This window comes from Pseudomonas piscis (assembly GCF_009380155.1).
GTDB classification, from domain to species: Bacteria; Pseudomonadota; Gammaproteobacteria; order Pseudomonadales; family Pseudomonadaceae; genus Aquipseudomonas; species Aquipseudomonas piscis.
This window is the reverse complement of the sequence record NZ_WHUV01000003.1, coordinates 618,823-639,014: the sequence shown is the minus strand read 5'-3', so window position 1 is coordinate 639,014 and position 20,192 is coordinate 618,823. Positions and strand designations below refer to the sequence as shown.

23 protein-coding genes are annotated in these 20,192 nt (G+C 63.9%); 15 read left to right on the top strand and 8 right to left on the bottom strand.

Translation table 11 applies throughout. The features are described 5' to 3' along the window. Positions 1-16 precede the first annotated feature (16 nt). The 4 genes from GDH07_RS19885 to GDH07_RS19870 all read left to right on the top strand — a co-directional run bounded on the left by GDH07_RS19885 (position 17) and on the right by GDH07_RS19870 (position 4,121). Complete coding sequence (locus tag GDH07_RS19885) at positions 17-508, top strand: hypothetical protein (protein ID WP_103326817.1); 492 nt, start codon at positions 17-19, stop codon at positions 506-508. A gap of 36 nt (positions 509-544) precedes the next feature. Beyond that, positions 545-2,236 (top strand): NAD(P)/FAD-dependent oxidoreductase, encoded by a 1,692-nt coding sequence (locus GDH07_RS19880; protein ID WP_053137079.1) that lies wholly within the window; start codon positions 545-547, stop codon positions 2,234-2,236. A gap of 75 nt (positions 2,237-2,311) precedes the next feature. Continuing rightward, entirely contained in the window at positions 2,312-3,607 is a 1,296-nt protein-coding gene (locus GDH07_RS19875; protein ID WP_152898613.1) for an aminotransferase class III-fold pyridoxal phosphate-dependent enzyme, read from the top strand. A gap of 13 nt (positions 3,608-3,620) precedes the next feature. After that, positions 3,621-4,121 (top strand): flavin reductase family protein, encoded by a 501-nt coding sequence (locus GDH07_RS19870; RefSeq protein ID WP_053137084.1) that lies wholly within the window; start codon positions 3,621-3,623, stop codon positions 4,119-4,121. Here the strand turns inward: GDH07_RS19870 and GDH07_RS19865 are convergent. The 3 genes from GDH07_RS19865 to GDH07_RS19855 form a co-directional block, all read right to left on the bottom strand. Continuing rightward, positions 4,097-4,753, bottom strand: a complete 657-nt coding sequence (locus GDH07_RS19865; RefSeq protein ID WP_152898612.1) for a glutathione S-transferase family protein — start codon at positions 4,751-4,753, stop codon at positions 4,097-4,099. The two genes, GDH07_RS19870 and GDH07_RS19865, sit on opposite strands and share 25 nt — an antisense overlap. Positions 4,754-4,831: 78 nt before the next feature. Further along, a complete protein-coding gene (locus GDH07_RS19860) occupies positions 4,832-5,440 on the bottom strand; it encodes a glutathione S-transferase (protein ID WP_085597283.1) in 609 nt (202 codons plus the stop codon). A 12-nt stretch (positions 5,441-5,452) separates the two neighbouring features. Next, positions 5,453-5,773 (bottom strand): hypothetical protein, encoded by a 321-nt coding sequence (locus tag GDH07_RS19855; protein ID WP_152898611.1) that lies wholly within the window; start codon positions 5,771-5,773, stop codon positions 5,453-5,455. A gap of 134 nt (positions 5,774-5,907) precedes the next feature. Here GDH07_RS19855 and GDH07_RS19850 point away from each other — a divergent pair, with 134 nt between their 5' ends. The 3 genes from GDH07_RS19850 (at position 5,908) to GDH07_RS19840 (ending at position 8,702) form a co-directional block, all read left to right on the top strand. Then, a complete protein-coding gene (locus GDH07_RS19850; RefSeq protein ID WP_022640351.1) occupies positions 5,908-6,819 on the top strand; it encodes a LysR substrate-binding domain-containing protein in 912 nt (303 codons plus the stop codon). A 3-nt stretch (positions 6,820-6,822) separates the two neighbouring features. Beyond that, on the top strand, positions 6,823-7,626 hold the full coding sequence (locus GDH07_RS19845) for an SDR family NAD(P)-dependent oxidoreductase (protein WP_152898610.1): 804 nt from the start codon (positions 6,823-6,825) through the stop codon (positions 7,624-7,626). 95 nt (positions 7,627-7,721) lie between these two features. Further along, positions 7,722-8,702, top strand: a complete 981-nt coding sequence (locus GDH07_RS19840; RefSeq protein WP_152898608.1) for a hypothetical protein — start codon at positions 7,722-7,724, stop codon at positions 8,700-8,702. Between the two features lie 18 nt (positions 8,703-8,720). Here the strand turns inward: GDH07_RS19840 and GDH07_RS19835 are convergent, their stop codons facing one another. Beyond that, positions 8,721-9,878 (bottom strand): hypothetical protein, encoded by a 1,158-nt coding sequence (locus GDH07_RS19835; RefSeq protein WP_152898607.1) that lies wholly within the window; start codon positions 9,876-9,878, stop codon positions 8,721-8,723. A 119-nt stretch (positions 9,879-9,997) separates the two neighbouring features. Continuing rightward, positions 9,998-10,813 (bottom strand): sulfite exporter TauE/SafE family protein, encoded by an 816-nt coding sequence (locus tag GDH07_RS19830; protein WP_152898606.1) that lies wholly within the window; start codon positions 10,811-10,813, stop codon positions 9,998-10,000. 114 nt (positions 10,814-10,927) lie between these two features. On the opposite strand from GDH07_RS19830, the gene GDH07_RS19825 reads away from it, so the two are divergent. Both GDH07_RS19825 and GDH07_RS19820 read left to right on the top strand, forming a co-directional pair. Then, positions 10,928-11,719: an AraC family transcriptional regulator gene (locus GDH07_RS19825; RefSeq protein WP_053137106.1), complete on the top strand. Its 792-nt coding sequence runs from the start codon at positions 10,928-10,930 to the stop codon at positions 11,717-11,719. Between the two features lie 102 nt (positions 11,720-11,821). Further along, positions 11,822-12,139 carry an XRE family transcriptional regulator gene (locus tag GDH07_RS19820; protein WP_152898605.1) on the top strand — a complete coding sequence of 106 codons (318 nt, stop codon included), beginning with the start codon at positions 11,822-11,824 and terminating at the stop codon, positions 12,137-12,139. 62 nt (positions 12,140-12,201) lie between these two features. Here GDH07_RS19820 and GDH07_RS19815 read toward each other — a convergent pair whose 3' ends face one another. Then, on the bottom strand, positions 12,202-13,260 hold the full coding sequence (locus tag GDH07_RS19815) for an MBL fold metallo-hydrolase (RefSeq protein WP_152898603.1): 1,059 nt from the start codon (positions 13,258-13,260) through the stop codon (positions 12,202-12,204). Between the two features lie 202 nt (positions 13,261-13,462). Here GDH07_RS19815 and GDH07_RS19810 point away from each other — a divergent pair, with 202 nt between their 5' ends. From GDH07_RS19810 to GDH07_RS19795, 4 genes are all read left to right on the top strand, one after another. Then, a complete protein-coding gene (locus GDH07_RS19810) occupies positions 13,463-14,071 on the top strand; it encodes a TetR/AcrR family transcriptional regulator (RefSeq protein WP_152898602.1) in 609 nt (202 codons plus the stop codon). A gap of 182 nt (positions 14,072-14,253) precedes the next feature. Beyond that, on the top strand, positions 14,254-15,324 hold the full coding sequence (locus GDH07_RS19805) for a diguanylate cyclase (RefSeq protein ID WP_152898600.1): 1,071 nt from the start codon (positions 14,254-14,256) through the stop codon (positions 15,322-15,324). Between the two features lie 367 nt (positions 15,325-15,691). Then, positions 15,692-17,011 carry a methyl-accepting chemotaxis protein gene (locus GDH07_RS19800; RefSeq protein WP_053137112.1) on the top strand — a complete coding sequence of 440 codons (1,320 nt, stop codon included), beginning with the start codon at positions 15,692-15,694 and terminating at the stop codon, positions 17,009-17,011. A gap of 89 nt (positions 17,012-17,100) precedes the next feature. Then, entirely contained in the window at positions 17,101-17,640 is a 540-nt protein-coding gene (locus GDH07_RS19795) for a DUF1003 domain-containing protein (protein ID WP_022640362.1), read from the top strand. A gap of 5 nt (positions 17,641-17,645) precedes the next feature. Here GDH07_RS19795 and GDH07_RS19790 read toward each other — a convergent pair whose 3' ends face one another. Next, positions 17,646-18,524 (bottom strand): LysR family transcriptional regulator, encoded by an 879-nt coding sequence (locus tag GDH07_RS19790; RefSeq protein WP_343038291.1) that lies wholly within the window; start codon positions 18,522-18,524, stop codon positions 17,646-17,648. Between the two features lie 88 nt (positions 18,525-18,612). On the opposite strand from GDH07_RS19790, the gene GDH07_RS19785 reads away from it, so the two are divergent. Both GDH07_RS19785 and GDH07_RS19780 read left to right on the top strand, forming a co-directional pair. Beyond that, complete coding sequence (locus GDH07_RS19785) at positions 18,613-19,332, top strand: CTP synthase C-terminal region-related (seleno)protein (protein ID WP_152898598.1); 720 nt, start codon at positions 18,613-18,615, stop codon at positions 19,330-19,332. Then, complete coding sequence (locus GDH07_RS19780; protein ID WP_085597295.1) at positions 19,329-19,652, top strand: antibiotic biosynthesis monooxygenase family protein; 324 nt, start codon at positions 19,329-19,331, stop codon at positions 19,650-19,652. The genes GDH07_RS19785 and GDH07_RS19780 overlap by 4 nt, the downstream gene beginning before the upstream one ends. A gap of 48 nt (positions 19,653-19,700) precedes the next feature. Here the strand turns inward: GDH07_RS19780 and GDH07_RS19775 are convergent, their stop codons facing one another. Further along, positions 19,701-20,036, bottom strand: a complete 336-nt coding sequence (locus tag GDH07_RS19775) for a DUF2025 family protein (RefSeq protein WP_022640366.1) — start codon at positions 20,034-20,036, stop codon at positions 19,701-19,703. Positions 20,037-20,192: the final 156 nt, after the last annotated feature.

The window sequence follows — 20,192 nt, the reverse complement described above, 5'->3', positions numbered from 1 at the left end:
TGCTCGAGAACCGAAGATGAAAACACTCGCGACCAGCAACACCCATTCACTGACTTACGCCGACCTCGACGAGAACTTGCGTCGTGGCCTCAAGAGCGCCGATCCCCTGGTCTTCAGCGTTCTGCAAAGCGTCGGCAACCTGCAACGCCAGCATGCCGGCGCCCTGGATGAACAGCGCGTGCATGTCGGCATGATCCAGTACGGCACGGCGTTCCCCAGCCAGTTGACCGGCAGGATCGTCGGCGATCTCCAGGCCCGCGGACGCGTATCCCCGGTGGACTTCATCAATGCCAACGCCGGCGCCCCGCTCTCCATCTGCTGTACCCGCTATGGCTTCCAGGGCCCGACCCTGGTGCTGACGATGCCCGATGCCGACGCCCGGCCCATCGCCGAGAGCCTGGCGCAGCACTGGCTGCAAGACGGCCAGGCCAAGTTCCTGTTCCTGTGCCGCGCCGACTTCGCCCCCGATCGCGGGATCGAGGTCCAGACCCGACTCCTGTGCTTGTGATCCTTCCCTTCGCCCTCCACCTTGAGAAACCGAAAAATGCACAACCAGACTTTTGATGTTGCAATCATCGGCAGCGGCATCGCCGGCACCATGCTGGGCGCGATCCTGGCCAGCCAGGGCGTCAAGACCGTGATCATCGATGCGGGCACCCACCCGCGCTTCGCCGTCGGCGAGTCGATGGTGCCGGAAAGCGCCGTGCTGCTGAAAATCCTCGCCAAGCGCTACGGCATTCCCGAACTGGCCTACCCCGGCGAGCTGAACTCGCTGATCAAGCACGTCGGCTCCTCCAGCGCAGGCATCAAGCTGGCCTTCAGCTTTGCCTGGAACGGCAAGAACTGCGAACACAACCCACTGGACGTGGTATCCACCCCGGTCATCGCCCCCGAGGCCCACCTGTTCCGCCAGGACGTCGACGCCTACTACCTGGCGCTGGCGGCGCGCCTGGGCGCCACCATCCGCCAGCAAGTGCGCATCCAGGACATCGAAGAGACGCCCGACGGCATGCTGCTGAACCTGGGCAACGAGCAGATCCAGGTCAGCTACGTGGTGGACGCCGCCGGCTATCGCTCACCGATCGCCGACAAGTTCGGGCTGCGCCAGGGCGCACGGGAGATGCAGGCGCGCACCCGCTCGCTGTTCACCCACATGACCGGGGTCAAGCTCTACGAAGAGGCAGTGGCCGGCACCGAGGTCACGGGGTCGCCGACCGCCCTGGCGCAAAGCACCCTGCACCACATGTTCGAAGGCGGCTGGCTGTGGATCATCCCCTTCGACAATCACCCGCACTCGACCAACACCCTGTGCAGCATCGGCCTGCAAGTGGACATCGACAAACACGGCCCGGCCGGCGATCCGGAGCAAGAGTTCCAGCGTTTTCTCGCCGAGCACCCCACGGTGGCACGGCATTTCGAAGGCGCCGCACGGGTGCGCGAATGGACCGTGGCCCCGCGCCTGAACTACACCAGCCGCGAAAGCGTGGGCAATCGCTACTGCCTGCTGGGGCATGCGGTGGGCTTCGTCGATCCGCTGTTTTCCCGTGGCCTGGTCAACACCTTCGAGTCGATCGCCCGCGTGGCGCCGGCGCTCATCGATGCGGTCAGGAGCAACACCTGGGACAAGCAAGACTTCCTCGCCTACCAGGACTACAGCCTGGAAGTGGTCAGGATCAACGATCGCCTGGTGGCCAACTCCTTCACCGCCTTCGACAGCTTCGCACTGTGGAACGCCTGGTTCCGGGTCTGGATCAGCGGCAGCTACATCGGCGTGTTGCGCCTGCGCAAGATCTACGCCGACTACCTGGCCGACGGCGATGCCGCCAAGCTGCGCCAGGCCTTCGAGAACGCCACCTACGCCGGGCACCTGTCCATCGAGAGCCCTGCCTTCGAAGCGCTGTTCGAGCAAGCCTGCGCGGCGATGGAAAGCTATGCCGCCGGCAACCAGAGCGAAGCCCGCACCATCGAAGTGCTGCAACAGTTGTTCGAGGCTAATCGCGAGCACCTGCCGATCGACTTCGCCGACTTCTCCAATCGCTTCCTGTCCCGCGCCAGCCAGCCCTTCGCCGACTCGCTGCTGCTGTGGGCACACAACGCCCCTGGCGGTATCAAGCCGCTGTTCGACCGGGGCGCGACGCCGGTGAAATTCGACTTCCTGGACAGCTATCGCTACGGCAACCGCGAAGAGCTGAACCAGGCCGCCGACCAGGCGCTGGCCCAGTGGCGCCAACGCTGATCCATCCCTGGAGCCACCCGGCACATGCATCCAGCCTGTGCCGGGGCGGCTTGGCCCAACCACCGGAGAACACCCATGCAGAGTGAGTTCCCGTCCTTGGACGCCCGGCGCCAGTGCGCCGTGGCTCGTGGAATCAACCAACTCCACCCGGTCTACGTGAAAAGCGCGCGCAACGCCCAGCTCACCGATGCCAACGGCAAGCACTACATCGATTTCGCCGGCGGCATCGCCGCCCTCAACACCGGACACCTGCATCCACGGGTGGTCGAGGCAGTCCAGGCCCAGCTCGGGCTGTTCGCCCACACCTGTTTCGCGGTCACGCCCTATGAGGACTACATCAGCGTCTGCGAACGCATCAATCGCCACATGCCCGGTGCGTTCGACAAGCGCAGCCTGTTGCTGACCACCGGCGCGGAAGCCGTGGAAAGCGCCATCAAGGTGGCGCGGGCCGCCACCGGGCGCACCGGAGTCATCGCCTTCACCGGGGCCTTCCATGGCCGTACGTTCCTGACCATGGCCATGACCGCCAAGGTTGCGCCATACAGCACGGCCATGGGCTTGATGCCGGGCCACGTCTATCGCGCCTTGTTTCCCGATGGCGTCGAAGTCGACACCCAACAGGCGCTGGCCAGCCTGGAACGGATCTTCTACTGCGATGCGGCGCCCACCGATATCGCCGCGATCGTCATCGAGCCGGTACAGGGCGAAGGCGGTTTCCATGTGGCCCCGCCAGCCTTCATGGCGGCCTTGCGGGCTCTGTGCGACAAACACGGCATCCTGCTGATCGCCGACGAGGTGCAATGCGGCGCAGGGCGCACCGGGACTTTCTTCGCCATGGAACAGATGGGCGTCGATGCCGACCTGATCGTGTTCGGCAAGTCGGTGGCCGGCGGCCTGCCGCTGTCGGGCGTGGTCGGCCGCGCCGAGCTGATGGACAGCATCGGTCCGGGGGGCCTGGGTGGCACCTATGCCGGCAACCCCCTGGCCTGCGCCGCCGCCCTGGCGGTGCTGGAGGTGATCGAGCAGGAGCGCTTGCTGGAGCAGGCGGTCACCCTGGGCAAGACCTTGACCCGAGCGCTGGAGGAAATCACCAGCGGCCTGGGCGTCAATTGCCGGATCCGCGGGCTCGGGGCCATGGTCGCCCTGGAACTGTTCGACGATGCCCGGCAAAGCATGCCCGCCACCGACCTGACCCGGCTGCTGGTCAGGCTGGCGCAGCAGCGGGGTCTGCTGTTGCTGGCCTGTGGTCCACGCAACAACGTCATTCGCTTCCTGATGCCATTGACCATCGACACCCAGGCCCTGGCCGACGGTTTGTCGATCCTGGGCCAGTGCCTGGAGGCCATCAAGAGCGTTTCATCATTCGTCTGAGAAGGAAGCCGCGATGAACAGCATTGCTACGGACAAGCGTGCCCTGCGCAACGCCTATGGACAGTTCGCCACGGGCATCTGCGTCGTCACCACCCTGGATCCCCAGGGCCAGCCCACCGGCCTCACGGTCAACAGCTTCAACTCCGTCTCCCTGGAGCCGGCGCTGGTGCTGTGGAGCCTGCGCAAGGAGTCCTGGAGCGCACAGGCCTTCGAGGCCGCCGATGGCTTCGCGATCAATGTGCTCGCAGAGGGCCAGAGGGAGGTCAGCGATCGCTTCGCCAAGCCGCTGCCCGACAAGTTCCACAGCGTCGGTTTTGCCCTGGGCAAGCACAACATGCCGCTGATCCATGGGGCCATCGCCCAGTTCGAATGCCTGAAGCATCGCCAGCTGGACGGCGGCGACCATTGGATCTTCCTCGGCGAGGTACTGCACTTCAGCCATGCCCAGGGCGACCCGCTGATCTTCCACGGCGGGCGCTACGCCACCGCTCAGCCTGCCGCCACACCCGCCTGAAGTTGCGCCGGGGGTGGCGCTACCGGCGCCGCCCCCTTGGCATAGGCCGCCCGCACCTCGGTGCGGGTGGCCATGCGTTGCAGGTAGCCGGCCAGGTTGGGCAGCGCCTGGATATCCACCTGCAACTGGCCGTGGATGCGCAGCCAGGGATAGATGGCCATGTCGGCGATCGAGTAGTCGTGGGCAATGAAATCGCGCCCGGCCAGGGTCTTTTCCACGGTCTGGAACAGATGCACGGTCTGCTCCCGGTAGCGCGCCCGCGCGTACTGGTTGCCTTCGGCCTCCTGGTGGATGAAGTGATATTGCTGCCCGGCCATCGGCCCGAGGCTGCTGACCTGCCAGGCCAGCCAGTGCAGCACCTCGTAGCGCGGGACCCCGTTGGCCGGCAGGAAGCGGCCATGGGTTTCTGCCAGGTACTGCAAGATGGCGCCGGACTCCGGCAGGGTCAGCTGCTGCTGGTGATCGACCAGCAATGGAATCTTGCGGTGGGGGGTCAAGCGGGCGAACTCCCCGTGGTGCTGTTCACCCAGCGCCAGGTCGATTCGATGGATCCGGTAAGGCACGCCGAGCGCCTCGAGCATGATCAGGATCTTGTGCCCGTTGGCCGTCGGCGCGAAATAGAGTGAGTACATGGCAATGGCTCGCAACAGCCAGGCGCTGGCGGGAGGGGAGTCGGCGCGGTCGGGCCAGGCCCGGACCGCGCCCAGGGGTCAGGCGATCGGATAGCGCTTGAACAGCTCGGTCTGTTCCAGGCGCGCGGCATGGGCCTTGAGCGCCGGGAAGTCATCGGCCTTGACCACGTCGGGCAGCATCAGCTGCATGAACGACCAGGCCACGGCACTGGTGACGGCGGCCTGGTCCGGCCGTTCGCCTGATACCGGATGGGCCGCCAGTTGCTTGTCCAGTTCGCCACAGGCCGCCAGCAATTGCCGGGTCACCCGTTCGACCCAGGGCTGGTGGAGTTTTTCCGCCGGGCGAAGATTGTGTTCATAGACGATCTGCACGGTTTTCTCGCAGGCCGCCAAGGCCAGCCCCAGGGTACGCAGGGCCTGGGCCAGCGCTTGGGGTTGCGCTGGCAGCAACTTGCTGGCGGGAGCGCTCAGGGTCTCGAAATAATCGATGATCAGTGTCGAATCCAGCAGTACGGAACCGTCGTCGAGCACCAGGGTCGGCGCCTTGACCACCGGGTTGATCCGGGAAAACGCCTCGAAGGTGCTGAACACCGACAGCGGTTCATGTTCGAACTTGATCCCCAGCAGGTCCAGGGAAATGGCCACCCGGCGAACATAGGGTGAATCCAGCATGCCAATGAGTTTCATCCATCACTCTCCTTAGTTGATATCGATTTCCAGCGCCGCCGTGCGACGCTTGAACAACTGGGCCAGGCGCCAGGAGCGCGGCTGCGGGGAACACTGCTCGGCTGGCGCCAGTTGCAGGACTCCTTCACCGTCGATCAGGGCCAGCCCGGCGGACAATTTCACCCGTTCACCGGGGCCGATCGAGAAGTCGACGCCGTCGGTGCTGATCCAGTGCTTGCCACTGACCGCCCGGGTGTAGATGTCGTGGGCAAAACGTACCGAGAGCAGTTGCGCCCTGGCCAATGAAACTTGCAGGCCCTGGTGCTCAGCGCCATCGGGGCTGCCCGTGATCATTTGCCGCTCCCTGTGTGCTGAGTCCATGGCATCCATCCTCTTGCCGGTCGAAGACTTTACTAACCCTTACACTAGTGACAACCTCCACAGTTATATATCGATATTTTTTACCATAACGCGTAAGAATAAATTACATGTCGAGCATTCCCCCGATCACCTGCCTGCGAAGCTTCGAGGCGGTTGCCAGGCTCGGTAGCGTCACCGCCGCCGCCAAGGAACTGCATGTCACCCATTCGGCCATCAGCCAGCAGATCAAGGTGCTGGAGGAGATGATAGGCGTCACCTTGTTCGTGCGTGAGGGACGTGGCTTGCGGGTCAGCGAGGATGGCCGGCTGTATGCCCTGCAGATCCGCGAATCACTGAGTGGAATCGCCGAAGCCACGCGGCTGATCAAGACCCAGCCCAAATCCACGGAGCTGGTGGTGGCCGTCCTCCCTTCGTTCGGTTTCAGCTGGCTGTTGCCGCGCTTGCCGCGCTTCCAGCAATCGCAGCCGCACATCAGCATCCGCCTGCAGGCGAGCCTGGCGGTGTCGAACCTGACCCGGGAATCGGTCGATGTCGGCATTCGCATGGGCAAGGGTGACTGGGACGGGCTGGAGCAGCACCTGCTGTTTCATGACGAGACGCTGGTGGTCGCCGCTCCGCACTTCAACGGCGGCGTGCTGCCACAGACCCCAGAGGAAATCATCAGCAGCAACATCATCTTCAACATGGAGTCCTGGCAGCCCTGGTGCCAGGCCGCCGGGCTGGACCTCGACGTGCCGCGCATCGGCCTGTGCAGCAACGACTCCAACCTGGTGCTGCAAGCCGTGCGCCTGGGCCAGGGCATCGCCCTGGAACGCCGCAGCCTGGTGGACGATGCGATCAAGCGTGGAGAACTGGTGCAGTTGTCCCCGATCACCGCCCCCTACCCTTATCCCTACTGGCTGGTGCTGCCCAACCGGGAACGCTCGGAGGTCAAGCAACGGGTGTTTTCCAACTGGCTGGCCAACGAAGTCGACGAATACCTGAACCAGCTGGCACACGGCAAACAACCAACGGAGTGAGCGATGGACCTGCATCTGCATGGCAAGCGCGTGATCATCACTGGCGGCAGCAAGGGCATAGGGCTGGCCTGCGCCAAGGCTTTCGCCGCGGAGGGTGCCCAGGTGGCGATCGTTTCCCGCGATCCGGCCAACCTCGAGGCGGCCCGGGCCGAATTCGCCCAGCGTGGCTGGCCGCTGCTCGCGCATGCCCGGGACTTGGCATCCAGCGCTGGTTGCGAGCAGGCCATGGCGAGCCTTGAAGAGCAGTTCGGTGCGCTGGATATCCTGGTCAACTGCGCGGGGGCGGCCAAAAAATACCCGCTCCAGACCCTGGAGCCTGCCAATTTCCACGAAGCCCTGCACGCCAAGTTCACGCCCTACCTGAACATGCAGCACCAGGCCCTGCGCTCCTTCGCCCGCCAACGCGCCGCCGGCGCGCAAGAGGACAAGGCCATCGTCAATATCATCGGCATCGGCGGTCGCCACGTGATGGCCAACCACCTGGCCGGCGGCCTGGCCAACGCCGCACTGCTGTTCCTCAATGCCGGCCTGGCCAACGCCCACGCCGCCAGCGGCATACGCATCAACGCCATCAACCCCGGCCTGACCCTGACCAGCCGCACCGAGCAGACCCTGGCCTTCGAGGCCGAGCATGGCCAGTCGAGCGTCCAGGCGGTGCTCAAGGCCAAGGAGGCCGCGCTGCCCATCGGCCGGCTGGCGCAGCCTGAGGAAATCGCCGATGTCGCGCTGTTCCTGGCCAGCCCCCGGGCCAGCTACGTGACCGGCGCGGTCATCGACATGGATGGCGGGCTGCACCCTTCCCTTTAGCCACCGCTGGTTTGCCAGAGGTACGCAAAGAACAGGTGCAGGTCCTTGTCACTACCGCTATAAAGTCCCCTTTCCCGTCCAAGGACCCAGGCTCCATGAAATTCGCCACCGCCTACTGCATCGGCCTCGACGACAAGCTGTCGATCTATGACGTGCGGGACCTGAATTTCGACGAAACCATGGACTTCGATTCAGCAAGGGAAAGCTTCCAGTGCCCCAACGACGAATGCCGCCTGGCGTTCGAATCCGGCAACCAGCTGGGCACCTTCAACGCCAAGAACCTCAACTACATCCGTACCCCGCACTTCAAGAACCTGCCCGGCACCCGCCATATAGCAGGTTGTCCCTACGGCGCCGGCAAGACGGCCGCCGATGGGGAAGGCGCGGCAAGCGCCCAGGACCGCGAGGAACACTTCCCCTCGGAACTGCTGCTGGTGCGGCGCGAGTACCTTCGCAAACCTGCCACCTCGGCCATCGCGGCGGCCCCTTCAGTGGCCGCCCCGCCAACCGCTTCCGGCAAGACCGCCCAGCCCCACGCCGAGCATGACAACGTTCCGGACAAGACCAGCGTCTTCGCCCATCCGGTGGAGTGCTTCGTGTCGAACATCGACGACAAGGACCTGCTCAAGCGCATGCCGTTGAAGATCGGCGAACACACCGCGTCCTATGCCGCGTTCTTCAAGAAGATCGAGTACCTGCAAGACAACAAGGGCTTGATCTACTGGGGCAAGATCAAGCAGATCAGGGACTACACCCAGAGCTTTCGCATCGATTTCGCCCAGAAGGTCTGGTTCAAGGAAGACGGCCAGACCAGCAAGAAGCCCTATTCGGTCAACGTCTACCTGAGCAAGAAGCTGGTGGACAACTACCGCAAGCGCAAGGCCTTCCTCGAGGAGATCAAGCTCGCCATCGACAGCCAGCGTGAGCTGTATTGCTTCTTCTATGGTGTGACGCCCACCTTCAAGCAGGTACCGAGCAAGAAAAACCCCGAAGCGAGCTTCGGGGTTTTCAGCGCCGATATCGAGAACCTGGACCACTTGGTGATCCGCGAGGCTCCGGGGCTGGAGACCCAGTGACCGGCCAGCCAGCGGCCATCAGCGCTTGGGCAGGTCCAGGGCCACGGCGCCGGGGTGCTTGCTGACCACCGAGTAGGGCAGCACGGCCCATTCCGGTCCATCGCAGGCCCGTTCCGCCCGGGGGAAATAGGCGCTGATGAACAGCCCCTTGGGGGTGAAGTACCAACTGTTGTCGCCCCATACGCTGGCATCGCTGTAGTTGCAGCCATCACCCTCGGTGGCCGGCTCGCGCATTTCCCGCGGGTGCAGGGCGGTGAACTGCTTGACCAGCCAAGGCCCCAGCTGCTGGGTGTTGTAGTCGTACAGGGCGCTGTATTGGGATGGCTTGGGCGGCTGGCCTTTACCGAGCCACAACACATCCGTCAGGGCCAGGTCACGGCCACTGCCCACATCGATGTTCAAGGGCGAGTCGCCAAAATCCGGATGAGCGCCGCCACAGGTGTAGCTGGTGGCGATGCTGGCGCTGAGCACGGCCGAGTTGAAGAACCGCGGCTTGACGGTCTGCATGAACTCACCACCCTGGCCGGCCGCCAGCAAGCACTCGTGGTAAGCCGTCACCTCGCTCCACAGGCGCTCCATCAGCAACTGGTTGAGCCGCTCCTGGCGCTCCTGCGGATAACCGGCAACCACCTTGAACATCGCCAGTTTCGACGATGGTTCGCTCCACCATTGCAGGGTGTAGCCCATGAACTCCTGCTGCTTGCCTTGCTTGAGCGTCAGGCCCTGCAGGCGCAGGTACGCGTACAAGTCTTCCCGGTACAACTGCACGAGGTAGGGCAACGCGTCCGGCTTGGGCGCGTCGGCGCTGGCCGGTGCCAAGCGGACTTCCAGGGTCTTGCCCTTGGCTCCCCGCCACTGGCCCTGCCAGCCGTCGGCGGTGCCCTGCAATTGGAAAGCGGCCTGGGGCGGCGAATCCTTGGCATAGTCTTCGCGACCTTCGCGCAGCTGCAATGACTGTCCGTTCAGCGTGCCCTCCAGGGCCAGGTCATGGTGGTACTTCTGGTAGAAATAACGCCCCGTGACCTTCTGTGGGTCGCTGGTGTCGATCTCCATCACGATCGGCATGTTGCCCAAGGTCCCGACCAGGATTTGGCGGGTAGACGAAGCCTGCGCGGCCGATCCCAGGATCGACAACAACAGGACAAGGAACAGTCGGCGTATCAGTCCGTTGAACATGGAGGTTCCCTTGTATTGGTCACCGGGAACCTTCCGCGAAAGGGCCCGGCCAGGTTAGACGGTAGGCGATTATGAACCGCGTCCCCAATACAATCGAGCCATCGAGCGTGACGTGCCCGTCACTTCAGGCACATGCTCAGCAGCACCAGCACCAGCAGTCCGATGTACACCCGTGCGTGCACGCGGTCCGGGATCCTGCCGATCCATGGCGTGGCCAGGCGAATGCCCAGCAGCGACCCCAGGGTCAGTACCGAAAACGCCAGCAGATCGACATAACCGACGAACCAGGGACCCAGGTCGAAGCGGCTCAAGCCCGCCAGCAGCATGTAGGTGGCGGTGCCCGCCAGGGCCACCGGCACGCTCAAGGGATTGGCCATGGAAGTGGCCTGGGTCATGCTCAAGCCGCAACGACGCAACAGCGGAACCGTCATCACGCTGCCGCCAACCCCTAAAAAGGTGGCGATCACGCCGATTCCCATGCCGCCAAACATGGTTTGCATGCCCCCCAGGTTGCGCGCTTGCTGACCCTGGGCCGGATCGAGAAAGCCACGCCGCAACAGGCAATCGGCGATGGTGATAGCCAGGTAGGCGATGAAGGCATAACGGATCACCTCGCCATCGACCCACATCGCCGCAGCCGCGCCGAACGTCGCCCCGAGGCCGATATACCCGCCCAGCGGCCACAGGTAATGCCGGACCAGATTGCCTGCGCGCTGGTGCCGGCGGCTTGCAACCAGGGCATTGACGATCATCACGCAGGTGGAGGTAGCCACGGCAATATGCATCGCCGATTGCCCGGCCGCCGAGTCCGCGCCCTGGCTGGACAGCAGCATCCAGTACAGCAGCGGCACCACCACGAAGCCCCCGCCGAAGCCGAACAGGACGGCGCTGATGCCCGTCATGCAGCCAAAAAGTGCCAGTAATAGATAGAACATCGAACAGCATCCGTCAGCCAGGGAAAGTCCGGACGATAGAACGCCGGCGCTTGGCCGGCTTCAGTAAGTCAGCCAATAATGTTGGCGTTTACGCCAAGCACGGGACTCGTCGGCATGCGCAATATCCCCATCGACCAGCTGGACCAGACGCCACGCCCGGTAGTGGCTATCGGTACCGATTACGCCGACGGCCAGCGCCTGCCCCGCCACCGCCATCGACGAGCGCAGCTCCTGTACGGCGCCACCGGCGTCATGCAGGTGGCTACCGAACAGGGTAATTGGGTGGTTCCGCCCCAGCGTGCGGTGTGGATCCCGCCCCAGGTGGAACATGAAGTGCTGATGCTCGGGGTCAGTACCCGCAGCCTGTACATCGAGCCTGACGCTGCGCCGCTGGACAGTCGTGGGTGCCAGGTCATCGGTGTGTCGCCGCTGTTGCGTCAGTTGCTGTTGGAGGCGGTGCAGATCCCCCTTGAATACGACCAGCAAGGGCGCGATGGCTTGCTGATCGAGTTGCTGCTGCGCGAACTGCAACGCTGCCCGCCATTGCCCCTGCACATCCCGTTGCCCATGGCCGGACCACTGCTGGAGTTGTGCCAGGCCTTCCTCATGCGTCCCGATATCCACCAGTCGCCCCAGTCCTGGGCCCAGCAGTTGCATGTCAGCCTGCGCACCTTCAATCGCGGGTTTCGCCAGCAGACGGGCATGAGCTTCATTCAATGGCGCCAGCAGGCCTGCGTGGTCCAGGCCCTGGCTCGCCTGGCAGCGGCGCAGAGCGTGACGCGAATCGCCCTGGACTTCGGCTACGACAGCCCCGGGGCATTCTCCACCATGTTTCGCCGGGTGCTGGGGCACTCCCCCACCACCTATCTGAATCACCTGGAATCCAAGCCGGGAAAGACCTTGTGACCAAAGGTCCGTGCAGCACCCGCAATCGGGTTTGATCCGCAAGCCGAATGACTGTACAAATATACAGTAAAATTTCACACATCGACCTTCCGGAGAAAACCCATGGCCTCTCTAGCGATGAAAATCACCCTGGAACGTATCGCTCTTTACCAGTTCACCCCAAGGCACTGCACCCAGGCCCGCGACATGCTGGATTGGGATATGGAACGCCTGTCCCGCGAATCCACGGTGTCGGTACAGGCGATCCAGCGTTTCGAAGCCGGCTTCGACGTCCGTGACGTGACGCGCCTGGCCCTGGCGTTCTGCCTGGAAAGCCAGGGGCTGGTGTTTTTCCCGGGCTTCGCTCCTGGCCGGGGCATGAACGTCAGGGGAGCGACTCCCAACCCGATGGAGCGCCCGGACTACGTCATGATCGAATGATCCCGCGCCTGGGGCTTAACCATCCGTCCCCGGACGACATGCACCGGCGCCGGCATGCGGTGTCAGGCCGACTCGACACCCGCCTCTTCCAGCACCTCTTCCACTTCCAGCCACCAGGCCGTTCCCCGGTCGGGCTGGCCAAGGCTGAAGAGCTGTCCCATCTGCGGGGTAGCGATATTGATGCTGCGCTCCCAGGCCAGGGCCAGGATCCGGTCGAAGGGCTCATGCCAGGCGTGCATGGCCAGATCGAAGGTGCCGTTGTGGATCGGCAGCAACCACCGGCCCTGCAGGTCGATATGGGCCTGCAACGTTTGCTCCGGCTGCATGTGCACATGCGGCCATTGAACGTTGTAGGCGCCGGTCTCCATCAGCGTCAGGTCGAACGGACCGTACTGCTGGCCAATGCGCTTGAAGCCATCGAAGTAGCCGGTATCGCCGCTGAAGAAGATCCGGGTCAGCCCATCGATCATCACCCAGGAGGCCCACAAGGTGCGGTTGCCATCGAACAGGCCGCGCCCGGAGAAGTGCTGCGATGGCGTGGCGATGAAGCAGATGCCTTCGATTTCACACCCCTGCCACCAGTCCAGTTGCCGCACCTTGGCTGCGGGCACGCCCCACTTGATCAGGGTATCGCCCACGCCCAGGGGCGTGAGGAAGTGCCGGGTCTTGCTGGCCAGGGCCAGTACCGTCTGGTGGTCCAGATGGTCGTAGTGGTCGTGGGAGAGGATGACAGCCTCGATCTCGGGCAATGCCGCGAGGCTGATCGGCGGCTGGTGGAAACGCTTGGGCCCGGCCCATTGCACTGGCGAAGCACGCTCGGCGAACACCGGGTCGGTGATCCAGAACTTGCCACGCATCTTCAGCAACACCGTGGAATGCCCAAGCCTGAAGACGCTCTGGTCCGGCGCAGCCAGCAGCTGTTCGCGGGTCAGGGGCTGCACCGGGATAGCGCCGGCCGGGCGGGTATTGCGCGGCTTGTGGAACAGCATGTTCCAGAAGATCTGCAAGGTCTTGCCGAAGCCTGCACGACTCACCGGAGCATGGTTGCGAAAGGCTCCCTGTTCCTGGCGTGAGGTTTCCTGGCGGGGAACACGAGTGACGTTGGACGAGACAATGGCCATGACTTGAGTGACTCCATGGAACGCTGTGAAATGCCGGCGTTGCGCTGCTGGATGATCATTTGGCCTTGCACCCAGGCACCGACCGCGGATCATCGTTTCGAATGCGAACTACACTACACAGTGTAGTTTCTGCATTGCAACAGGATTAAGACAAAGTAGACTGCCGGATGCTTTTCCCGACCACCCTGAACGAACCCGACCCATGACAGCTCCGAAGCGCCGCACCGACCTCAAGCGCAACGCCATCATCCAGGCGGCGATCAGCGAGTTCCGCGCCTGTGGTTTCGACATCACCAGCATGGACAAGATCGCTGCCACGGCGGGAGTTTCCAAACGCACGGTGTACAACCACTTCCCCAGCAAGGAAGAGCTGTTCGCCGAGATCCTCAATCAACTGTGGGCCAGCATCAGCGCACAGACGGAAATCATCTACCGCAGCGACCAGCCCCTGCGTGAACAACTGGCCAACCTGCTGCGGGCCAAGCTGCAATTGCTCGCCGACGACAACTTCCTCGATCTCGCCCGGGTGGCCATCGCCGCAGCCATCCATTCACCGGAACGCGCGCAGGACATGGTGGCGCGCCTGGGAGAACGGGAAGAATCCCTGAGCCGCTGGATTCGCGCTGCCCAGGCCGACGCCCGGATCAAGCCGGTGGATGCGGAGTTCGCGGCCCAGCAGATGCACGGCCTGCTCAAGAGCTTCGCCCTGTGGCCGCAGATCAGCCTCGGCCACCCACCCCTGACCCCGGACATGCAATCGCAGGTGGTCGAATCGGCCCTGGACATGTTCCTCGGCCACTATCAGGCCTGAACTTCCCCCGCCCTGCCCCCCTTGCCCGCTACAACCTGCCTCCAGCACGCTGAAATGGCTTCGAAGGACACTGATTATTGTCCCTGGAATGACTGACAATATTCGCCGGACTGATCCGACAAGCGGCCAAGCCGCGGGAGCACCGGCACGGTGCTCCACTACAGAATCTGGTGCAGGAATACATGGAAAATCAACGCGGCAAGGGGCTGTCATTTGCCCGGCGCATCTATCGACCAAGGATCATAGGTCTAGGCATCGGCGGTATCAGTGTCTTCGCCGCAATCCAGCCCCTGGCACCACCGGACTGGGTCTGGGCCCTGCTCCTGTTCCATGGCCTGCTCTGGCCTCACCTGGCTTGCCAGCTCTCCACCCGTTCGGCCTTTCCCTACCAGGCGGAGCGCCGCAACATGCTGTACGACTCGCTGCTCGGCGGGTTCTGGGCGGCCACCATGCAATTCAACCCGCTACCGACGGTGACCATCCTGTCGATGATGGCCATGAACAACGTGGCCGCTGGAGGGTTGCGCCTGTTCATTCGCGGCAGCCTGGCCCAGTGCGGCGGAGTACTGCTGTCCTGGGCCCTGTTCGGCGCCAGCTTCACGACCCGGATCAGCGACCTGCAGGTCTACGCCTGCCTGCCCATGCTGACCCTCTACCCGCTGGCGGTAGGCACCGTCTGCTACCGCCTGGCGATCAAGTTGTCGGAGCACAAGCGGGCCCTGAGCGCCCTGAGCCGCACCGATAGCCTGACCGGCCTGCTCAACCACGGTTCCTGGAAAGACCTGCTGCACATCAATTTCCACAAGTGCCAGCAGCGGCAGATCGAGGCCAGCATCGCGCTGATCGATATCGATCATTTCAAATCGATCAACGACACCTACGGCCACCTCATCGGCGACACGGTACTGCGCCACCTGAGCAACGAACTGCGGCGCAACCTGCGCCATGACGACCTTGCCGGACGCTATGGCGGCGACGAGTTCTGCGTGATCCTGCCGCGCATGAGCCACCCGCAGGCGGTGGAGGTCATGGAGCGCCTGCGCCAGGTCTTCAGCCAGTACCGGCATCCGCACATCGAAGACTTGAAGGTCAGCCTGAGCATCGGCCTGGCGGTGTTCGACTCGAACTTCAAGGATCCGTCGGCCTGGCTGCATGCCGCGGACCAGGCGCTGTACCAGGCCAAGAACAATGGCCGCAACCGGACCGCCAGCAACGATGACGGGGATCGTCTGTCCCAGGCGCAAATGGCATAAGAGCTTGAAAAACTTATACAAAAAGGAAGTAAAAAATATTTTTGTACAAGTTTATTTGGATTTTTCAGCGCCAATGCCATCATAATGCCGCCACTTCGCGACAGCGCCCGCCTTTCCTGTGCAGCGCTGCGGCTACAACCGTTAGCCAGGCCAAGCCAATTAAATCGACTCGCAGCCAATACGTATCCACCTGATATGGCCACCGGCGCTCGCCCGAAGCGTCGTCCCGCATCAGCACTGTGAGTTTTTCTGTCAGCCATGGAACGCTGGCATTGAGCAGATAATGTCGGATGTCAGGGAGCATTCGGCATACCGGCGCACTCAATAGGGACCGACGCAACGTTTTTCCCACAGAGCACCAGCCAACATGCTATTCAACCGCCACAACAAGACCATCGATTCCCTGAACCGGACCATCGCCGAACAATCCCGCATGCTGGACGCCATCGACCGCTCCATGGCGGTGATCGAGTTCGACCTCAACGGCAGTGTGCTGCGGGCCAACGATAATTTCCTCAAGACCTTGGGTTATCGCGAAGACCAGGTCCTGGGCCAATCCCACCGGCTGTTCTGTACGGCCGAATATGCCCGCAGCAGCGACTACCAGAAACTGTGGACCCGCCTGCGGGACGGCCATTTCGAATCCGGCACCTTCGAGCGCCTGGCCAGCGATGGCCGCAGCCTGTGGCTGGAAGCCAGCTACAACCCCATCCGCGATGAAGCCGGCAAAGTCTACAAGGTGGTCAAGTACGCCCTGGACGTCACCACCAGGATCCAGGAGGAAGTCGAGGCCCGGAACAAGCTGGACGCCATCGACCGGGCCATGGCGGTGATCGAATTCAACCTCGACGGCACCATCCTCGACGCCAACGCCAACTTCCTCGGGCGCCTGGGCTACAGCCTGGCCGAGATCAAGGGCAAGCATCACCGGATGTTCTGCAAGCCGGAACTGGCCAACAGCAGCAGCTACCAGGACTTCTGGAATCGCCTCAACCAGGGCCAGTTCATCAACGGCCGCTTCGAACGCATCGACAAACACGGTCGCACCCTGTGGCTGGAGGCCAACTACAACCCGGTGTACGACGCCGCCGGGCGCTTGTGCAAGGTGGTCAAGTACGCCGCCGACGTCACTGAGCAGGTGGAAAAACACGAGCGCGATGCAAAGAGCGCGGCCCAGGCGTACCACATCTCGGTACAGACCCGTAAAGTCGCCGAGCAAGGCACCGGAGTGATCCAGCAGGCCGCCAGCGAAATGCGCCAGATCGCCAGCAACATCGAGGACTCCTCCTCGCAGATCGCCCGGCTCGGCGAGCGCTCGGAGCAGATCACCGCCATCGTCAACACCATCCGCGGCATCGCCGACCAGACCAACCTGCTGGCGCTCAATGCCGCCATCGAGGCCGCCCGGGCTGGCGAGCAAGGGCGCGGCTTCGCCGTGGTGGCCGATGAAGTGCGCCAACTGGCGGCCCGCACCAGCGGCTCGACGGCGGAGATCTCCAGCATGATCGACATGATCCAGAACGAAACCCTGCAAGCCATCAAGAGCATGGACGGCACCCGGGAGCGGGCGGCCAAGGGTGTGCAACTGGCCGACCAGGCGGGCTCCGCGATCCTGCAGATTCGTGACGGCGCCAGCGAAGCGGTAGACGCCGTGAGCGTATTCGCCGGGGAACGCGGCGCGCTCTGAGAGAAGCCGTTCCCGGCGTCGATAATGACGCCGGGAACGGCCTGCAAAGCTATAGTGGCCCGACGTTCCAACGCCTGGCGGAGGCCACCATGAGTTCCAGCGACACCCCGGAAAAAACCACCTCGAGCACCGATCACCTGCGCTTTCATCGCGCCCATGCCCACTTGGCGCCGACCTTCGGCACCGACAGTTTCGCCCTGAAGGCCGAGGCCTTCGCCCGCTTCTTCGGCACCCCGGCCTTCCTCGGCGCGCAGACCCTGGTAGTGGTGATCTGGGTGGCCCTGAACCTCAGCGGGCTGACCCACTTCGATGTCTACCCCTTCATCCTCCTGAACCTGGCCTTCAGCCTGCAATCGGCCTATGCCGCGCCGCTGATCCTCCTGGCGCAGACGCGCCAGGCCGCCCGGGACAAGGCCCAGTCCGACGCCGACGCGCAACACCGCGAAGCCCTGGCCGTCGCCAATAGCGAGCGCCAGGCCGAGGCCGCCCAGACCACCGCGCAATTGCTGGAATTGCTGGAGCAGAACACTCGCCTGACGGAAATGACCAAGCAGTTGACCGAGCGTATCGAGAACCTGACCAGCGAAATGCACGAGCACTTCGTGCGCAAGGAACAGCCCGGCGCCTGAGCGTTTCAACTCCAGCGCAGGTGGCGCGCCAGCTCATCGAATAGTGTCACCACCGAGCGCAGGGCCCGGCAATCCGGCCGGGTCAGCAACCACAGGGCCGTTTCATGGCCCAGGGGTTCGCTCAAGGGCACCAGCGTCCCGTCGGCAACGAGAAAGTCCGGCAGCGCCGCGACCCCAAGCCCTGCACGCACCAGTTCCACCACCGACTGCATGCTGTTGCAGCGATAGGCCGGTTGCACCCCAGGCCACTGCTGGCGCCGCCAGGCCACCGTCGGATGGTCGGGCAGGAAGTCGTCCGGGGCGATCCACGCCAGCTGCGAAAGCTCGCTGCAATCCACCCGCTGGCAGTACGCGACACTGGCATACAAGCGATAAGCCACAGCCCCGAGGCAGCGCCCCACCAGATGCTCGGGCGGCGTCGCGGTCAGGCGCACGGCGATATCCGCATCGCGCCGGCTGAGGTTGGCAAAATCGTTGGAAGTGCACAGCTCGATGACCAGAGCCGGGTAGTTCGGCATGAACTGCGCCAGCGCCGGCAGCAACAAGCTGTGCAACACCGAGTCGGTGCAGGTCAGGCGCACCGTACCGCTGATCACCTCTCCGCCCCTGGCCACACCGATCCGCGCCGCCTCCAGCGCCTGTTCCGCCTGCTCGGCTTGCTGGGCCAGGGCCTGGGCCAGGCCGGTGGGCAAATAGCCGGCGCGGCTCTTGTCGAACAGTTGCTGGCCAAGCCCGGCCTCGAGCCGGCGCACCGCGCGAAACACCGTCGAGACATCGACCTTGAGCAGGGCGGCCGCGCGGGCCAGGGAGCCGCCACGGACCAGGGCCAGGATCAGCGCCAGGTCGGGATAGTCCAGTTGATAGTGCGCTACTGCATTGATCACTTGTCAAAACGCCAATATTGATTGCACCAGCGCCAATCTATAGTGGCCGCCAACCGACCACAAGCCAGCATGAACAGAGGAGTGCCCCATGCCCGCACACCCAGCGACACCACTGATTCGCATCGCCCTGGTGGGTGATCACGATCCCCGGATCACCGCGCACCAGGCCCTGCCCCTGGCCCTGGAACGAGCCGCCATCGAGACGGGCGTGCAACTGCAATACCAGTGGCTGGCTACCGAACACTTGCACGATGCCGGGCAACTGGAAGGTTTCGATGGCATCTGGTGCGTGCCCGGCAGCCCCTATCGCAACATGGCCGGGGCACTGCTGGCGATCCGCGTGGCCCGGGAGAAACAGCGGCCCTTTCTCGGCACCTGCGGCGGCTTCCAGCACGCGGTGCTGGAATACGCTCGCAACGTGCTGGGCTGGACTGACGCCGAGCACGGGGAAACCGCTCCCGAGGCCGAGCGGGCGGTCCTGAGCCTGCTGAGCTGCGCTCTGGTGGAAACCCGCGACCTTATCCAGCTGCGCCCCGATAGCCTGATCGCCAGGGCCTATGGCAGCCAGCGCATCGAGGAAGGCTACCGCTGCCACTACGGGGTCAATCCGGACTTCGCCGGCCCCCTGCTTGCCGGCGCCCTGCGTGCCAGCGGCCACGACCAGGCCGCAGAACTGCGCGCCGTGGAGCTGGACGGCCATCCGTTCTTCGTCGCGACCTTGTTCCAACCCGAACGCGCGGCACTCGCCGGCCACACCCCGCCCCTGGCCCGGGCCCTGCTCCAAGCCTGCCGGGAGGTTCAGCGATGATCGGCCAGACACCCGCACCGCCCTACTACGCAGTGATCTTCAGCTCCCAGCGCAATGCAGCCGATCCGGACTATGACCAGGCGGCCGCACGCATGCTCGAGTTGGCCCGCCAACAGCCGGGATTTCTCGGGGTCGAATCGGCACGGGGCGCCGATGGCTTCGGAATCACCGTGTCTTACTGGACCTGCGAGGAGGCGATCCTGGCCTGGAAGCGACACGCAGAGCACAGCGCTGTCCGCGAGCGCGGTCGCAACCAGTGGTATCGCAGCTTCAGTACGCGGGTGAGCAGGGTCGAGCGAGCCTACGGCTGCGCTGAATGAACGGTCTCCCGGGGCGCCTGTCCAGGCGCTCCGGGCAGTCGCGGCGGGTCAGCCCCGGTCGCTGGAGAGCAAGCTGCGCACGGCCTGGATTTCCGGCAGGTCGCTGCGGCGCATGTACACCCGCAGGGGCTCGCTGATGTTGATCCGGTCGTCGATGTTCTGGTCCAGCAACAGCTGGATCTGCTCGCGACGCAGGCTCATGGCCTCGCCGTCGGCCCGGGTCCAGACGAACTCGCTGGCCGGGACTATGGCGTCGTCGGCCACGTCCATGCCGAAGGAGTCCTCGCTGAAACGCACGATGTAGCGGCCAGTCTTGTGATTGAAACCGACAAAACCCTTGAGCTGGTCGGCGGCCTGGCAAATGAGTTCGGAGGTGATGCTCATGGTAAACCTCGCTATGGGTCCCGCAGGACGGGGGATCGATGGTCTACACGCGAGGCAAGGAACAGCGGTGTTTTCTGGCTTCCCTCTGCTGGGGAAACTGCGGGGTCCAAGAGTACTGCAAAGCGCCGGAAAAAACCCGGGGCCTGCGCGACTGCT

Coding starts and splice junctions, on each gene's coding strand:
- GDH07_RS19885 (WP_103326817.1), top strand. CDS start 17: ATGAAAACACTCGCGACCAGCAACACCCATTCACTGACTTACGCCGAC.
- GDH07_RS19795 (WP_022640362.1), top strand. CDS start 17,101: ATGAGTTCCAGCGACACCCCGGAAAAAACCACCTCGAGCACCGATCAC.
- GDH07_RS19880 (WP_053137079.1), top strand. CDS start 545: ATGCACAACCAGACTTTTGATGTTGCAATCATCGGCAGCGGCATCGCC.
- GDH07_RS19835 (WP_152898607.1), bottom strand. CDS start 9,878: ATGTTCAACGGACTGATACGCCGACTGTTCCTTGTCCTGTTGTTGTCG.
- GDH07_RS19870 (WP_053137084.1), top strand. CDS start 3,621: ATGAACAGCATTGCTACGGACAAGCGTGCCCTGCGCAACGCCTATGGA.
- GDH07_RS19775 (WP_022640366.1), bottom strand. CDS start 20,036: ATGAGCATCACCTCCGAACTCATTTGCCAGGCCGCCGACCAGCTCAAG.
- GDH07_RS19815 (WP_152898603.1), bottom strand. CDS start 13,260: ATGGCCATTGTCTCGTCCAACGTCACTCGTGTTCCCCGCCAGGAAACC.
- GDH07_RS19800 (WP_053137112.1), top strand. CDS start 15,692: ATGCTATTCAACCGCCACAACAAGACCATCGATTCCCTGAACCGGACC.
- GDH07_RS19820 (WP_152898605.1), top strand. CDS start 11,822: ATGGCCTCTCTAGCGATGAAAATCACCCTGGAACGTATCGCTCTTTAC.
- GDH07_RS19845 (WP_152898610.1), top strand. CDS start 6,823: ATGGACCTGCATCTGCATGGCAAGCGCGTGATCATCACTGGCGGCAGC.
- GDH07_RS19780 (WP_085597295.1), top strand. CDS start 19,329: ATGATCGGCCAGACACCCGCACCGCCCTACTACGCAGTGATCTTCAGC.
- GDH07_RS19860 (WP_085597283.1), bottom strand. CDS start 5,440: ATGAAACTCATTGGCATGCTGGATTCACCCTATGTTCGCCGGGTGGCC.
- GDH07_RS19825 (WP_053137106.1), top strand. CDS start 10,928: ATGCGCAATATCCCCATCGACCAGCTGGACCAGACGCCACGCCCGGTA.
- GDH07_RS19865 (WP_152898612.1), bottom strand. CDS start 4,753: ATGTACTCACTCTATTTCGCGCCGACGGCCAACGGGCACAAGATCCTG.
- GDH07_RS19850 (WP_022640351.1), top strand. CDS start 5,908: ATGTCGAGCATTCCCCCGATCACCTGCCTGCGAAGCTTCGAGGCGGTT.
- GDH07_RS19805 (WP_152898600.1), top strand. CDS start 14,254: ATGGAAAATCAACGCGGCAAGGGGCTGTCATTTGCCCGGCGCATCTAT.
- GDH07_RS19855 (WP_152898611.1), bottom strand. CDS start 5,773: ATGATCACGGGCAGCCCCGATGGCGCTGAGCACCAGGGCCTGCAAGTT.
- GDH07_RS19785 (WP_152898598.1), top strand. CDS start 18,613: ATGCCCGCACACCCAGCGACACCACTGATTCGCATCGCCCTGGTGGGT.
- GDH07_RS19830 (WP_152898606.1), bottom strand. CDS start 10,813: ATGTTCTATCTATTACTGGCACTTTTTGGCTGCATGACGGGCATCAGC.
- GDH07_RS19810 (WP_152898602.1), top strand. CDS start 13,463: ATGACAGCTCCGAAGCGCCGCACCGACCTCAAGCGCAACGCCATCATC.
- GDH07_RS19840 (WP_152898608.1), top strand. CDS start 7,722: ATGAAATTCGCCACCGCCTACTGCATCGGCCTCGACGACAAGCTGTCG.
- GDH07_RS19875 (WP_152898613.1), top strand. CDS start 2,312: ATGCAGAGTGAGTTCCCGTCCTTGGACGCCCGGCGCCAGTGCGCCGTG.